Here is a 14,531-nt window from a genome sequence, read left to right as displayed (position 1 = left end):
GTTCCGGGAATGACCGCATTCACGGGAATAATAAATTCCCTTGTTTTTCAGTATATTACGGCTATTTCGAAAAAGAAAGGCGACGCTGTGTCGTAGCGGTTAACCCGCGACGTAACCGCTGAAGCCCGGCATTTCAGACGGCGGCGCGCCGTTGGATTGAAGTCCTGCGCTGCAACTGACCGTCAAGGACCGGGCTTCTGCGGGGCGCCATTTCACAGATGTTTTTCCAAGATTGAAAACGCACAGAAGTGAATTGTTTTTATACGTTCTGGAAAAAGCGAGCACGCCTTCTGGCGCCTCGATAAAACGCATGTCGCCCTGACGCAGGGCTTCTGAATTGCGGCGAAGTGCAATCACCTTGCGCACGAACTGTAAAACTGAAGCGGGATCGTTTTCTTGCGCATCGACGGCAAGCGAGAGGTGGCGGGCGTCCAATGGAAGCCATGGGGCGCCGCTTGAAAAACCGCCATTTGGCGCGGCTTTCTGCCATGGGATCGGTGTGCGGGCGCCGTCACGACCGAGCGTTTCTGGCCAGTTGGCGATGGCTTCGGGATCGCGTAGGGCTTCAAACGGAACATCGGCCTGAGGCAGTCCGAGTTCTTCTCCCTCATACATAAATACATATCCGCGCAGCGCCATCAGGAGCATCAAGTAGAGTTTCGCTGCTTGTTTTTCGTCTGCGCCCTTCGCCCATCGAGAAATGCAGCGCGGCGCATCGTGGTTAGCAAAGGCCCAGGAGGGAAATGCTTCGCCTGGAGAGTCTGACCAGTCAGACAAGGATTTTCTGACCATTGCCGGCGTCACTTCGTCCGCATAGAGAAAATCGAAATTATACGCCGTCGTTAAGTGTGCCTCGTCCGCCGTAAACGCTTTCATTTCACCGAGCGGGTTGGGGCCAACGACTTCAGCGACAGTGAAAATATTTTGGTACTCGTCCGTCACAGCGCGAATTCTCGACAGAAATTTCGGAATGTCCGGATGTGACTGGTTATAGCGATGCTCTTGAAAGTCGAAAGGACGTGACGGCTTGCGACCAGTTGATTTCGCTGGGGGTTATCGCGCAATAGCGGGTCGTGCATCGCGAAATTCAGCGCATCAATCCTGAACCCGTCGACCCCGCGGTCGAGCCAGAATCTTGCGACCTCCAATAGCGCGTCTTGCACTTGGCGATTGTGCACATTGAGGTCTGGCTGGCTGGCGAGGAAATTATGCAGGTAATATTGTCCGCGGCGCGTGTCCCACTCCCAGGTGACGCCGCCAAAGACGGACATCCAGTTATTGGGCGGCGAACCATCGGGCTTCGGGTCCGCCCAGACATACCAATCGGCCTTCGGGTTTGTTCGGTTGCTGCGGCTTTCCGCAAACCAGGCATGCTGGTCCGACGTGTGGGAATAGACTTGATCGATGATGACCTTGAGGCCGAGCGAATGCGCTTTCGCAATCAGCGCATCGAAATCGGCAAGCGTCCCGAAGATCGGATCCACGTCGCAATAGTCGGCGACATCATAGCCAAAGTCCCGCATCGGGGAGACGAAAAATGGAGAGAGCCAGATTGCATCAACATCGAGGCTCGCCACATGGGCGAGCTTTTGCATGATGCCGTTGAGATCGCCGATGCCGTCACCATTCGAGTCGAAGAAACTGCGCGGATAGATCTGATAGATCGTCGCGCCTTGCGGCCACGGTGTTGTGTGCGAATGATCGGCTTTTCCCATGAGATTACTTGCCGCGATGCGGCGAGGCCCGTCAATCGAGAACGATTCAATTGACTTTGCGGCAGCGAGAACAGGTCTATGATCAGTCCCATATGAAACGCTTTGAAAAGACCATTTTGCAGGTAGTGCCGCGACTCAATGCGGGCGGCGCTGAGCGCACGACGCTGGAGATCGCGGAGGCTGTGGTGCGCGCCGGGGGCCGGGCGCTGGTCGTCTCTGAAGGCGGCCGGCTGGAGCAGGAAATTGAGTATTCAGGCGGTGAGGTCCTGCATGCCCCGGTCGCATCCAAAAACCCGATCACCATCTGGGCGAATGCAGGATGCCTTGCGGACATTGTCCGCCGCGAAAAAGTAGATCTGATCCACGCCCGGTCGAGGGCGCCCGCCTGGAGCGCGTTTTCCGCCGCCCGGCGTACTGGCGTGCCTTTCGTCACCACCTATCACGGGGCCTATTCCGCGAGCGGGCGGCTGAAACGATTTTACAATTCATCCATGTTGCGCGCCGACCGGGTGATCGCCAATTCGCGCTTCACTGCGGAGCGGATCATGGAGCTTGGCGGAGTAGATCCAGCGCGCATGGCGGTTATTCCCAGGGGGGTCGACATCGATCTCTTTGATCCCAAAAAGGTTTCGGCGGGCAGGGTTAATCAGGCGACGTCCGGCTGGGGGCTTGGGGAAAACCCGGGATTAAAGCTGCTGCTGCCGGCCCGGATGAGCCCCTGGAAGGGGCATGAAACGGCGATTGCCGCGATTGCCATGGTTAAAGGCCGCCTTGGCGAGGCCGGCGCCACTGGCCAAGACCACGGTTTGACGCTAGTTTTTTGTGGGGGCGCGCAGGGACGGGAAGCGCTTGAAAAACGACTGCGCGCGGTGAGTGAAGAGTCTGGGGTTCGGGCCATGATCCATTTTGTTGGCGATTGCGCCGACATGCCGGCCGCTTATGCGTGGGCGGATGCGGTTCTTACGCCGTCGACCGAGCCGGAAGCTTTCGGTCGCGTCGCAGTAGAGGCAGGGGCTATGGAAAAGCCGGTAATCGCCAGTCGCCATGGTGGTGCGCGCGAGACGGTTATTGACCGTGAAACCGGATTTCTTTCAGCGCCCGGAGACGCCAAGGCCTTGGCTGCCGCTATAGAGCAGGTTTGGGCGATGCCGCCTTCAGCGAGACGGGTTATGGGTGAAAAAGCGCGCGCGCGGATGGCGAGCCTGTTTTCTTCGGCGGCGATGTGTGATGCGACGTTAGGGGTGTACCGTTCGCTTTTGGCGGAGCGGGCGTGATGGGGCGACATGTTGGGGCGTAAACAGAACAATATTCTCGTTGTGAAAACCGACGGGCTGACAGCATTCGTTGATGCGGATCCTGTGTTCGAGGCCATTCGTCAGGCCCATCCCAAAGCGAAAATCAGCCTTTTGACCACGCAAGGCTTGCAGCGGATTGCGCGCGCATCTCCCTATTTTGATCAGGTCGCCGCGATGCCGAATATGCGCGATGGCGAGGCCCGCAAAGAGTTTGTGCGTCAGCTTAAGGCGTCAAAATTCGAACAGGTTTATGATCTTTCCGGTGATGACCTCGCGCGCCGCCTGAAAGGCGCGATGGGGATGTTTGGACCAAAGTGGTTTTCGGCGGAGCCGGCATCCAAGCCATCGAGGGGATTGTCGGCGGCGAGCCCGCGTTTCGATAAGCTGGCCGAAAGCGCCGGTCTGGAAATAGCCAGCCGTCTGCCGGATCTCAGCTGGGCGGTGGCGGCCCGTAAAGACAGCGCCAATATGCAGCCCTCCTGGTACGGCATTTCAGGCCCGTTTGGCCTGCTGCTGCCGGGAGAAGCGGCGGATCGGCGATGGAGCGCCGCAGGTTATGCCGGAATAGCAAGCCAGATGGTGCAGGATGGGTTCATGCCGGTGCTGGCTGGGTCGAAGAGCTTGCATGCATTCGGCGACGAAATCGCCCATGAAACGCCGCAACTGGTGGACCTCACCGGAAAAACGGACCACCTGCAATTGGCGGCGCTGGCTCAGGAAGCGGCGTTTTTTGTCAGTGATGGCGCCGAAGAGCTTCAATTGGCGCTGAGCGTTGGCTGCGAAGGGGTGGTAATCGCTCCGGCGAACAAGCCTTTCGTCGCCGAAGGCCGCCATATTGTCACCATGACTGCGCCTGCTGACGCCGGAAAAGCCGGTCTTGAGGCTGTAGAGCCGGTTTTCGTCTGGCGCACGCTGATCAATATGGGGCTCGTCGATTTAAGCCAGGGTGAGCCTCGATCCGCCCATGCCCGTTGATTGATGCCGGGAAACCCTTATATATCCACGCCTCTGTCGCATTTTGGGAATACGGTTAACCGTTTCTCACCGAAATGGCGGCAGGAATTTGTCCTCTAGCAACCGATGGAGAGAAGTCCATAGCACGCAGACCTTTTGCAGCCCCGCCGTCGAAATCCGACGGTCCGCGCATCAATGAAGATATCGAAGTTCCACAGGTCCTGTTGATCGATCATCACGGCGAAAAACGCGGTGTGGTTAAGACGCCGGAAGCGATCGCCATTGCAGTTGAGGCCGGTCTTGATCTTGTGGAAGTGTCGCCAACAACGACGCCGCCTGTGTGCAAGATTCTTGATTACGGCAAATTCAAATATCAACAGCAGAAAAAGAAGGCGGAAGCCAAGAAGAAGCAAAAAGTCGTTGAGATCAAAGAGATCAAGATGCGGCCGAATATCGACGCCCATGACTATGAAGTGAAGGTCAAGGCGATGCGGCGCTTCTTTGATGAAGGCGACAAGGTCAAGGTGACGTTGCGCTTTCGCGGCAGGGAAATGGCGCACCAGGATCGCGGTGCGGATTTGCTCAAGCGCGTTCAGGACGATTTTGACGATATCGCCAAGGTCGAGCAGTTTCCGAAAATGGAAGGCCGCCAAATCGTCATGGTTATGGCGCCGCGCTAGCGCTTGCGCGATATTGAAGGTTAATGCCGCCCGCATTGCCAATGCGGGCGGTTTTTCTTTGCGGCTTTGCTATTCTGGCACAGATTGGCCCGGCCCTTGCTTCGCGGTGAGGCGGCGCAAAGGATGCGCGCCGAGCCTTCGGCGCTTGTGGCGCACGGATGGCGGAAAGCAATGGATATGAATGCGCTGACGCAAATGCTCGCCAATGGATGGCCTCTGGCGCTCGCCGGTTTCGTTTTCGGCGTGATCGCTGGCGGCTTGGCTGCGCGCAAGGCGGTGTCTGACCAGGGCGGCGACCAGCGCGCGGCGCCCGACGACGCAGCGCTTTCAGCATTGGGCGCAGAGCTGAAGGCGGCCAAAGACCTTCTTGAAGCGGAAGAAGCTGAAGCAGGCGAAGTGGATGAAGCGCTCAAGCAGCTCGACGAAGCTGTTAAGCGCGCCAATGGCCGGTTAAAGCTCATCTCAAAGGCGCAAAACCTCTCAAATTGACCTACGCTCGCGACAAACATGATTGTTTGCTGCTATAGAAATTGCGTGAGGGTCTATGCAAAGCGCCGGCATTTTTCACCAGCTTCTGATCAACTGTTTAATCATTTCTGCGACGACGTTCATTCACGGTATATTCGTCGCAGCCGCCGCTGCTGTATTTCGCGCCGCCAGGAGTCGCGCGCAAGGCGTTGTCCGGTTTTTGCGCGACACGGCTGTGCTCGTCCTGCTGGTGCTCTGGCTGATGTTCGCTCACACACTCGAAATCGGAATTTGGGCGTGGGTGTATGTGCAATATGACATGTTTGAGCATTGGGAAACGGCGCTTTATTTTTCCGGCGCCGCATTCACAACACTCGGCTTTGGCGATGTGCTTTTGCCTGATGAGTGGCGTTTGTTATCCGGCGCGACGGCGGCGAACGGGCTGCTGCTCTTCGGGCTTTCGGCCGCGTTTATGTTCGATGTCGTGAGACAGCTTCACCTCGGCGGTAAACCAGGCGGGTGATTACAGCGGCCGGCAGGACACGCCTTCCAGTTCAAACTCCGCGCCTGTATCGCGGCGCACTGCGTAGCAGGCGGTTCCTCGCAGGATCAGGTCAAACTGGGTCGGCGTCGCGGGGCTGCGATCTTCATATTGCCCGGGCCTCGGCGGCAGCACCGAGATTGTCGGGGATTGCGTGGGGTCTCCCGGACCGAGTTCGACACTGGCGACATTCATGGCGTCAGCGAGAGCAGACTTTACGATTGTCATGGTCTCAGGATCTGAGGCGCTCAGAACGGCCGATTGTGAGGCGACTCCCGTCTGGCAGGCCGTGACCAAGACCGCGCCGATGAGGGCGGCAATTTGTGCTTTGTGCAATCGTCTCATTGCCAATTCGCTTTCACGTTAATCCGGTGTCCGCAAGTCGCGATTGTGCTGCATGACATTCAGGCCCGGCGTAAGATCAACCGGCGGCGATTCAGCTTGTCGCGACGCACTGGCCGTGATGCCTGAAGGCGCTTGTGAAACCGGTGTCGGGCAGGCGCCCGTCGCGCGAAACTGAAGCGCGGCGGCAAGCATGGCTTCCGCTTCGTCTCCGAGCTCATTGTTGAAATCATCGGCGACCGAACAGCCTGGAATGCGCACGCCGCTGGTGGCGTTCGAATTATTTGGAATAAAGCCGTCAGCGTAGTCGCCGAAATCCTTGTCATTCACGCCTTGAAACTGGATCGAGTAATAGGTCTCCCCGCAATTGCTTTCAGGGTAAAAGCCGAATGGCTTGCCGCATGTTGTGCCGCCTATCAATATCACTTCGACATCAATCCCGCGCAGGCCGTTAACAACAGATTCGCTGGCGCTGCAGGTGTTGCCGGTCGAAAGAACGAACACACGCGGAAGGTCCAGGCTCGTCAGAGGCGCGCCATTGGCGAGCGAGAATCCCAGCCCGGTGCTGTAAAACGGGCTGGGCGTATTCGGCTGACCGGTGACGGGATTGGTGTTGCCGGCATCCGCATTGAAGCGAAACCCTTCAAATACTTTGCCGCTGGATTGCGTGTCGCCGGCTACCATATAGCCAAGTTGGGCGGCGACGGCGACCAATCCGCCGCCATTGTAGCGCAAATCAAGAATCAGATCTGAGATGCTTTCGGTGCTGAGTGACTCAATTGCGTCTGCAATCTGCTTTTCCGAGGCGAACGGGCTAAATGTGTTGATCAGCGCGTACCCGACCTTGCCGCTCGGCGTGTCAATCACCCGCAACCGATTAACCGCGTTGGGCGCAATATCGGCGGAGATCAGCATGACAGTCCGCGTGCCGGCGCTGCCGGGATCCTGCACCACGAAACTATGCATCTCGCCGGCATTGGCCGGGAATAAACCGGCATTGATCGCATCGATCTGCGCCTGGCCATTAGCGTTGACGATATCGACGCCGTCCACTTCCAGAAGCTTGCTGCCTCGCTGAAAATTCGGTTGCCCCATGATTTCTTCGGAGGCTGGCGAATTCGGCTCTGTATATCGCACCCGGAAATCGCGCGGCGGCGTTGTAGAAAACGCGATGAAGCTGGCGCCATAACCCGAGACCGGCGCAGAGTTGCGCTCCGCCAGATATTCTTCGGTCGGCTGGCTGAAATGAAACTGGTCTTTGTCTTTGCCTGAGGGCGTTTGCGCCGTGGTCCGCAAGAGATCGAAATATTGGAGGCGGCTATTGTAGTTTGCAGGATTGCGATCGACGACTTCATCGTTCCACAAATAGGTTTCGTGGGTCCAGGACCGCAGCCAGAAATTCTCCAGAAGCGTCGATCCCGACTGATCGGGAAAGGGATTGCCTTCAATGTCGAGGCCGGTCCGAACGGTTTGGCACCGGTTCACGAACTGACTGGAAGGTTGAAAAACGCCGGAAGTCCAGGTCGGACCAGTGCCGCCCCCGCCTGTCGGTGGGGGCGTGGTTCCGCCGCCTGCCTGAGAGCCGCCCCCGCCGCCGCTACAGGCGCTCGCAAGCATCAGCGCCGCAATAAAAAACGGAGCGTAGGCCGTTCTAAAGGCGGAGTTTTTCCTCATTATTGATACTCACAACAGGATTATTAAGGTTATCTCCCCATGTAATTTGAAATCGTGGGCATTTGGCAAAAATAGTCAAGCCAATGCTGCGGTTCCGGCCGCCAAGGCGACAGGGGCCGTGGCGGCCAGAAACAGCGGTTTTCTGTGAGCTGACCTCCAGGGCGGCCAATTTGCATGCCTGTCTAGGACTGGAGCCTGCTTTCCAGTAAAGCCGGGGCATATGAGCTATGCCGTTAAAGAACTTTTCTACACATTACAGGGCGAGGGCGCACAGGCCGGCCGCCCGGCTGTGTTCCTGCGCTTTGCCGGGTGCAATCTCTGGTCGGGGCTGGAACGCGACCGTCTAAGCGCTGTGTGCACTTTTTGCGATACGGATTTTGTCGGCGTCGACGGGCCCGGCGGCGGCAAATTCAAAGACGCAGCGGCGTTGGCGTCGGCGGTGGCCGCTGCATGGCCGGGCGGCGGGCGGCCCTATGTCGTGTGCACTGGCGGCGAGCCCTTGCTGCAGCTGGATGCGCCGCTGATCGCCGCGCTTCATGAAAAAGGCTTCGAAATCGCGGTGGAGACCAACGGCACGGTCGCCGCGCCGGAGGGGATTGATTGGCTCTGTGTCAGCCCTAAATCAACCGCGCCGCTGGTCCAGCGGCAAGGGAACGAGCTGAAGCTTGTTTACCATCAGTCGGACGCCCCGCCGGAGGCGTTTAGCGGTCTCGCATTTGACTTTTTCTTTTTGCAGCCTATGGACGGGCCCTCGCGCGCTGCGGAGACCGCCGCCGCGATTGAATATTGCCGCAAGCATCCGCAATGGCGCCTTAGTTTACAGACCCACAAAATTCTGGGCATTCCCTAGGGCGCGCGGACAAATGAGAACGAGGAGCCCATGCGCATCGTCAAGTCGATGAGTTTCGACGCCGCGCACTATCTGGATCACGACCCCAATGCGCGCCCCTATGCGCGCATGCATGGGCATTCCTTCACCATGGAAGTGGTGATTGAGGGTGATCCGCAAGAGGCAACAGGCTGGGTGGTTGATTTCGCGGATGTCGCGGACGCCATGCAAGGCCTTCACGACGCGCTAGATCACCGGCTCCTCAACGAAGTCGAGGGTCTGGAGCGTCCGACGCTTGAAAATATCTGCCAGTGGGCGGCGGCGAAGCTGAAGCCGCGTTTTCCAGGCCTTGCTGAAGTGCGCGTGTCGCGCCCGTCAAATGGCGAGACCTGCATTTTCACTGTTTAGACGAATTCTCTAGGCCGCGTTGTTGGCGAGTTCCGCCTTCATTCGCGCGATGAGATATTGCGCGTCCCGGCAATAGCTGGCGGCGGCGCAATCAGCGCGGCCCAGCGCCTTGTCGAGCTGGGTGAGCACATTGTCGATTTCATCATAACTCGCGAACGCATCCACCGGCGGGGGAAGGTCGAGACCCTTTTCGCCAATATCCAGACGAATGGGCGAAACCGAATATTTCGTGCGTCCGCCGAGCATCACATCGATATGGCGCTGCCCTTTGCCGATCAGCACTGCGGCGCGCGGGTCGATTTTGTCGAGCGATTCATTGATCGAAAGCCGCAGCTCGTCATAGCTCTCTGCAAGGAGCGAGCGTCCGCCGACATCTTCAACGTCCTTGGCGGAAATCGCGACCTCGCACGCCTGCTCGAGAATGTCGCGCACCCGGTCAATGGCGTAGAGCGCCGCTTCAATTGCGGTCAGCGCATCGCGAACCGGGTTTTCCCGGGTTTCGGGATCGGGCTCTTCGATATTCGCCTTGCGATTGCGCAAAGCACGGTCGAGGCCGGCCGCGACATCCATCGCAGGGATTTCGTCCTGACCCGCATCATTCTTTTTTCCGAGCCAGCCGGCAAGCGGGCTGCGCCGCTTGGCCTGGTCACTCGATTGTTTGTTGATCGCAAACGCCACGCGCATGCTCCCTCTGACATTATGTGCCTTTTGGGCAGAATAGGCCTGCGCGATTTTCAGCGCCGTTAAACAAATAGATAAATTTATTTTATCAGCAGGGCGGCGAAACAGGGTTGATGCCCGTTAACCCTGCTTGCGCCGAAGCTGAATGCGTCCGCCCTCTATGGCCCAGGCGGCGAGGAGCGATAGCGCCAGGACAAGCAACCAGAATATTGCTGGCGCAAGCGGCGCATCTTTAACATTCTCTACCCGGGCGGCGTTGCGTTGAAGGACGCCAGCCCAGCGCTCACCGGCCCGGCTCGTCACGTCACTGCGCAGGCGTCTTATCTCCGGCAAGGCGACGCCGTCGCCGCTGCGAATTGCGAAAACGCCGCCGCCGGTGCCATCGGAAAGCGGCGCTAATTGCGCGCCGGTTGATACGACATTTTGGAATTCAGGCGCAGCTTCAACGCCGACAACGCCGATTGCAAACAGCTCATCTGAAGACGCCCGGTAAAGGCCGCGCGGGGCGTCGCTGATCCGGGCCGTAAAGTGACCCGGGTCGGATTCAGATAGCTGCAACTCCTGTATGTCCCCGTCGGGGAAGGTGAGGGCGACGGGCGGCGCTTCTTCTGCAATGGTGCGCCGCTCGATGATGAGATCGTTTTGTTCAGCATGCAGCGCCAGCGCTTCTTCTTCCAGTTCAGGCTCTTTCATTAGCCAATGCGCGATGCGCCGCAGCAGTTCTGCATGCGGTCCGCCGCCGTCGAAGCCGCGGGCCCACAGCCAGACGTGGTCTGAAAGAAACAATCCGACGCGTCCTTTTCCGATGCGGTCAAGAATGAGCAATGGCTCGCCATCCGGTCCTTGCATCAAGGTTTGCCCACGCATTTGCGTCACTGGCATCAAGCGCAGCCAACGTCCCCAAATATCAGAATCCGGAAGATCTGCAGTCACCGGGTGGCGTAAGCCGAGATCAGTGATTTCAGGCCGGTAGGTCTCTTCGATCGCGGGGCCCGCTGGCAGGGCAGGCAGAATGAAGGAAAGGTTGCGGCGGTTCGCAAGACTGAGCGGCCCATTATACTCCGGACCGGACGCGATCAATACAGCGCCGCCGCCATCAACAAAGCGCGCGATATTGTCGAAATGGAACGACGACAACACGCCGCGATAGGCGTAGCGGTCGAAAACCAGAAGATCGAATTCATCAAGCTTGTCGATAAAGAGTTCATCTTGCGGAAATGGAATCAGCGCCAATTCATCCACCGGCGTGCCGTCATTTTTGTCAGTGGGGCGCAAAATGGTGAAGTGCACCAGATCGACAGCAGGGTCGGACTTAAGCAGGTTTCGCCAGACACGTTCCCCAGGATGCGGCTCGCCCGAGATCAACAGCACGCGCAACCGGTCACGCACTGCGGTGATAGGGAGTACGGCGATATTGTTGCGCGTGGTTAGCTCTCCGTTCCGCTCAACGACTTCAAGCTCAATGATTGTCTGTCCTGGCCGGTCCAGCGGCACGTCGAAACCGGCCTCCGAACCAACGGGCACGGCTTCGCGCAAAATTTCCTCGCCGCCGATCCGCAAGGTGACCATCGCAGACCCCGCATTGCTGATCGGGATTTCTTCCGGCCCCAGATCATCGACCTGAAAACTCACCCGGACAGACTGGCGGACAATGCCATAACGCGGCGCGCTGATGAGACTGATCTTGCGGTCCGTTTCCCTTGGGTTGCCGGTGGCGAGCAAATGCACCGGCGCATCGATATTCATGGACTGGGCCGCATCTGCTGCGTCAGCGGCTTGTCCGTCCGTGACTACGAACGCCGCGCTTAGCCGTTGATGCGGCGTATCGGCAACGGCTTGTCGCAAAGCGTCGACCGTATGGGTTTCGTCATCTCCGGAGAAAGGTATGACTTCAACATCGATGCCGCCGATCGCCTCAAGCCTTGCAGTAAGCCGTTCCACAACGTCTTCTGTGACGCGGTCGCGCCCGTCGAGCGACTGGCTGGCGCTTTCGTCGGCGAGGATTAGAGCAATGTCGTTTAGCGGCGCGGTTTCTTCTTCGCGCGTCATTGGGCCAGCAAGCAGGCCCAGCAGCGCGGCAATGGCGAAAAGGCGCGCGATCCCGCTTTTCCAACTGCGGACAAGCGAGAGGATAGTGAGAATGGCGCCAATGACCGCTACGGCGATCAGGCCCCAAAGGGGCAAAAGCGGATCGAGAATAATGTTGTAAGGAAGGGTGATCACTTGCCGAGGCGCTCCAACAAGATCGGCGTGTGCACCTGGTCGGATTTGTAATTTCCGGTGAGAGCAACCATCACCATATTGACGCCAGCCCGATAGGAAAGTTCGCGGGCCCGTGGTCCGCCGGCGCCCATAGGCCTGACCGGCCGGCCGAAACTGTCCGCCGCCCATGCGGCCGCCCAGTCACGCCCACCGATAATGACCGCTGTCACCCCGTCATTTGAGCCGCTGGAGTCAGCCTCCACCCAAACCGGGTTGTTATTGCTGCGCCCATTCAGGGTGTCGATAAGATAGAAAGAGCGTGTGAGGACATGCGTGTTGTCCACGGGCGTTAAAGGCGGAATGTCGAGCGCACTGAGAATGCGCTGCAGCGCAGCGCTTTCGGGTGTCGAGCCCGCGCCGACAGAGCGTTCGTCGTCGCGTGTATCGATCAACAACAAACCGCCGAAGCGCATGAAATTTTCAATATTAGCGAGGGCGGTGTCCGAAGGCGTGGGCGCTTCCGGGGCGATCGGCCAGTAAAGGAACGAGTAGACCGAGAGGTCATCGATATCGGGGTTTACGCTTTCAGGCGCAGCAGGCTCAACCGCCGTCCTCCGGTGCATTTCCCGGCTTAACGCCGCGAGGCCCTGTTCCGTAAGCGTGTCGATAGAAGGGTCGCCGGACTCGATGAATGCCAGCCGGGTGGCGATAGCAGCTTCCGCCGTTTTCGCTTCTATCGGCGGATCGAGCGGCTGCGCAGTTGCCTGATCCGGCGAAAACGGAACGATGAGTAACGCGGCCATCGCCGCCGCTGCTGTGTGCCAGTTCAATCGGCCGCTGATGAACAAGGCAAGCAAGCCGTCCGCCAGCAACAAAAGCAGCGCGACAATGAATAGCGGCGGGCTGAGCGCAACCGGCGGCGCGGCTTCATAGGGGAGAGTTTGTACGCCGGGAATGGAAATCGGTTCGAAGGAGGCCTCCGCCGGTACAGCGTTCAAGGCGAGGGGCGCCTCAGGAGCGCCGTAAAATCCTGGCGCTCGTTCCGGCGAGGGGGCGAGCGCAAGCTCCGCCGCCGTCAACGCGCGTGCCCCATCACCGGGCCGGGTGAGCCGGCCTTCGCCGCTAAGCAGCCGCAATGGGGCGTAGAGCGCGTCGGCGCCATCCTCGGATGCTTCGGGGCCCAAAGAGGACAGGAAAGTCAGGCGGCGAAGCATGTCCACAAACAGTCCAGACAGCGGCAGGTCGGACCATGCTGGCGTCGCGGTCACATGAAAAAGCGCGATAACGCCGTCGCCTTGCCGCAAGCCCGTCACTAGCGGCGTGCCATCCTGGAGCCGCGCCCATGTACGGTTGGTGGTTGTGCCGCCGGGTTCAGCAAGCACTTGGCGGCGGATGAGAACATCGCCTGGTACTTCAAGTCCGGCAAACGGGCTTTCCGGCGCGAAGGCGTCGAGGCGCTGCGGCGTGTCCCAGGTGAGCGCGCCGCCGAATGCGCGGCCGCCGCCACGCAGGGGCGCAGGCGTTAGTTCTGGCGACCGGTCTTGCGCCGCCTCCGCCAGCACGGGGCCGGCGAAGCGGATTAGAACGCCGCCGCTTTCTACCCATTGGGTGAGATCCTGCGCTTCGCTGGCGCGCAAGCGTCCGACATCATCGAGGACGATGACAGAGACATCGGATGCGATGAGTGCCGAGAGTTCGCCATCCAGAAACGCCGCATAAGGCTGTAGCGCTTCTCGAATATAGTGATCGCCGGAAAGCAAATTGTCGCTGGCGCTCTGCGCATTGCGTGCAAGGCCGATAAGGGCGCGCCTGTTGCGGGCGTCGCTTAGATATACGGCGCCCGCGGACGGGATAGATTCTATCCGAACCGTAGAAAGTTCATTCGCAAGCGCCAAAGGCAGGTTCAGCGTAACGTCACGCGAGCGTTCTCCTGGCGCCATTTCAAAGTCGCTGCGCGCGAGTTCCCGGCCATCGCGGGCATTTGCAACGATTGCGCCTTCTGCAGTTGCACCCGCATCAAGCCGTTCGACCCGATAAGAGGGCGCATCATTGCCAAGTGGAAGATCGCGCAGCAGAAATTTCGGCGCGCGCAAATCTGCATAAAGGGAAAGCGCACCTTTCTCGCGCAATGCGATCGCCAGTGCTTCATCGTCTTCGCCAGCGATGCCGTCAGACAACCACCGGACTTCTGCGTCACCAGCGGAGAGATAGCGGTCGAGGTCGGAAAGCCTCGTCAAAGTGTCGGCGCGGTCAGCAAAATATGGCGAGGGGCTGAGGCTGTCGGCGGTGGATCGCAGCGCCTCGCCAGTGATGGGTTCCAATGGTGATGGAATTCTTTGCGGTGCGGTGGTGATTAGAAAGACTTGCCGATCTGCTTCGATGGCTTGCGCAGCGGCCTCGCGCATGGCGTCGCGGCGGACGCGCCATTGTTGCGCTGCGCCTAAGCTATCATCAACTACAAGCACGAGCGGGCCAGCATGTGTGCTGGGTTGAGGTGCGTTTAGGATGGGGCCCGCAAGCGCTAGAATGATCAAAGCGGCTAGCAAGAGGCGCATTAAAAGCAGCCACCAAGGCGTGCGGTCAGGCGTTTCTTCTGCGGTCTTCAGTTCACGGAGGATGATGAAGGCCGGGAACCGTTCGCGTTTCGGCGCTGGCGGTGTCGCCCGGAGCAAGATCCATATTAGCGGCAATGCGCCGAGCGCCAACAGAATGAATGGTGATGTGAAGCTCAGGGCGCCCATG

At 59.0% G+C, this 14,531-nt stretch carries 12 protein-coding genes and 1 pseudogene; 7 read left to right on the top strand and 6 right to left on the bottom strand.

The window, feature by feature from the left end; all coding sequences use genetic code 11:
• Positions 1 to 99: 99 nt before the first annotated feature.
• Positions 100 to 1,715 (bottom strand): annotated as a pseudogene (locus AC0L8G_RS17715) (alpha-glucosidase).
• A 92-nt stretch (positions 1,716 to 1,807) separates the two neighbouring features.
• Between AC0L8G_RS17715 and AC0L8G_RS17710 the strand changes: the two are divergent.
• The 5 genes from AC0L8G_RS17710 (at position 1,808) to AC0L8G_RS17690 (ending at position 5,635) form a co-directional block, all read left to right on the top strand.
• On the top strand, positions 1,808 to 2,989 hold the full coding sequence (locus tag AC0L8G_RS17710; protein WP_473385482.1) for a glycosyltransferase family 4 protein: 1,182 nt from the start codon (positions 1,808 to 1,810) through the stop codon (positions 2,987 to 2,989).
• A gap of 9 nt (positions 2,990 to 2,998) precedes the next feature.
• Positions 2,999 to 3,985, top strand: coding sequence for a glycosyltransferase family 9 protein (locus tag AC0L8G_RS17705; RefSeq protein WP_473385481.1), 987 nt, complete (start codon positions 2,999 to 3,001; stop codon positions 3,983 to 3,985).
• A gap of 74 nt (positions 3,986 to 4,059) precedes the next feature.
• Positions 4,060 to 4,644, top strand: coding sequence for a translation initiation factor IF-3 (gene infC / locus AC0L8G_RS17700; protein ID WP_473385480.1), 585 nt, complete (start codon positions 4,060 to 4,062; stop codon positions 4,642 to 4,644).
• 171 nt (positions 4,645 to 4,815) lie between these two features.
• Complete coding sequence (locus tag AC0L8G_RS17695) at positions 4,816 to 5,133, top strand: hypothetical protein (RefSeq protein ID WP_473385479.1); 318 nt, start codon at positions 4,816 to 4,818, stop codon at positions 5,131 to 5,133.
• 199 nt (positions 5,134 to 5,332) lie between these two features.
• Positions 5,333 to 5,635, top strand: a complete 303-nt coding sequence (locus AC0L8G_RS17690) for an ion channel (RefSeq protein WP_473385478.1) — start codon at positions 5,333 to 5,335, stop codon at positions 5,633 to 5,635.
• Here AC0L8G_RS17690 and AC0L8G_RS17685 read toward each other — a convergent pair whose 3' ends face one another.
• Both AC0L8G_RS17685 and AC0L8G_RS17680 read right to left on the bottom strand, forming a co-directional pair.
• Positions 5,636 to 5,881, bottom strand: coding sequence for a hypothetical protein (locus tag AC0L8G_RS17685; RefSeq protein ID WP_473385477.1), 246 nt, complete (start codon positions 5,879 to 5,881; stop codon positions 5,636 to 5,638).
• A gap of 135 nt (positions 5,882 to 6,016) precedes the next feature.
• On the bottom strand, positions 6,017 to 7,480 hold the full coding sequence (locus AC0L8G_RS17680) for a S41 family peptidase (RefSeq protein ID WP_473385476.1): 1,464 nt from the start codon (positions 7,478 to 7,480) through the stop codon (positions 6,017 to 6,019).
• A 409-nt stretch (positions 7,481 to 7,889) separates the two neighbouring features.
• Between AC0L8G_RS17680 and queE the strand changes: the two genes are divergently transcribed.
• Together queE and queD are read left to right on the top strand one after the other, a co-directional pair.
• Positions 7,890 to 8,519 carry a 7-carboxy-7-deazaguanine synthase gene (gene queE / locus AC0L8G_RS17675; RefSeq protein WP_473385475.1) on the top strand — a complete coding sequence of 210 codons (630 nt, stop codon included), beginning with the start codon at positions 7,890 to 7,892 and terminating at the stop codon, positions 8,517 to 8,519.
• Positions 8,520 to 8,549: 30 nt separating this feature from the next.
• On the top strand, positions 8,550 to 8,906 hold the full coding sequence (queD, locus tag AC0L8G_RS17670; protein ID WP_473385474.1) for a 6-carboxytetrahydropterin synthase QueD: 357 nt from the start codon (positions 8,550 to 8,552) through the stop codon (positions 8,904 to 8,906).
• A gap of 9 nt (positions 8,907 to 8,915) precedes the next feature.
• Here the strand turns inward: queD and AC0L8G_RS17665 are convergent, their stop codons facing one another.
• The 3 genes from AC0L8G_RS17665 to AC0L8G_RS17655 all read right to left on the bottom strand — a co-directional run bounded on the left by AC0L8G_RS17665 (position 8,916) and on the right by AC0L8G_RS17655 (position 14,530).
• Positions 8,916 to 9,584 carry a hypothetical protein gene (locus AC0L8G_RS17665; protein ID WP_473385473.1) on the bottom strand — a complete coding sequence of 223 codons (669 nt, stop codon included), beginning with the start codon at positions 9,582 to 9,584 and terminating at the stop codon, positions 8,916 to 8,918.
• Between the two features lie 123 nt (positions 9,585 to 9,707).
• Positions 9,708 to 11,810, bottom strand: a complete 2,103-nt coding sequence (locus tag AC0L8G_RS17660; RefSeq protein ID WP_473385472.1) for a hypothetical protein — start codon at positions 11,808 to 11,810, stop codon at positions 9,708 to 9,710.
• Complete coding sequence (locus AC0L8G_RS17655; RefSeq protein ID WP_473385471.1) at positions 11,807 to 14,530, bottom strand: DUF4159 domain-containing protein; 2,724 nt, start codon at positions 14,528 to 14,530, stop codon at positions 11,807 to 11,809. The genes AC0L8G_RS17660 and AC0L8G_RS17655 overlap by 4 nt, the downstream gene beginning before the upstream one ends.
• Position 14,531 lies beyond the last annotated feature (1 nt).

This window comes from Hyphococcus sp. D3-15 (genome assembly GCF_055809375.1).
This window is presented reverse-complemented; position numbering and strand designations above follow the sequence as displayed.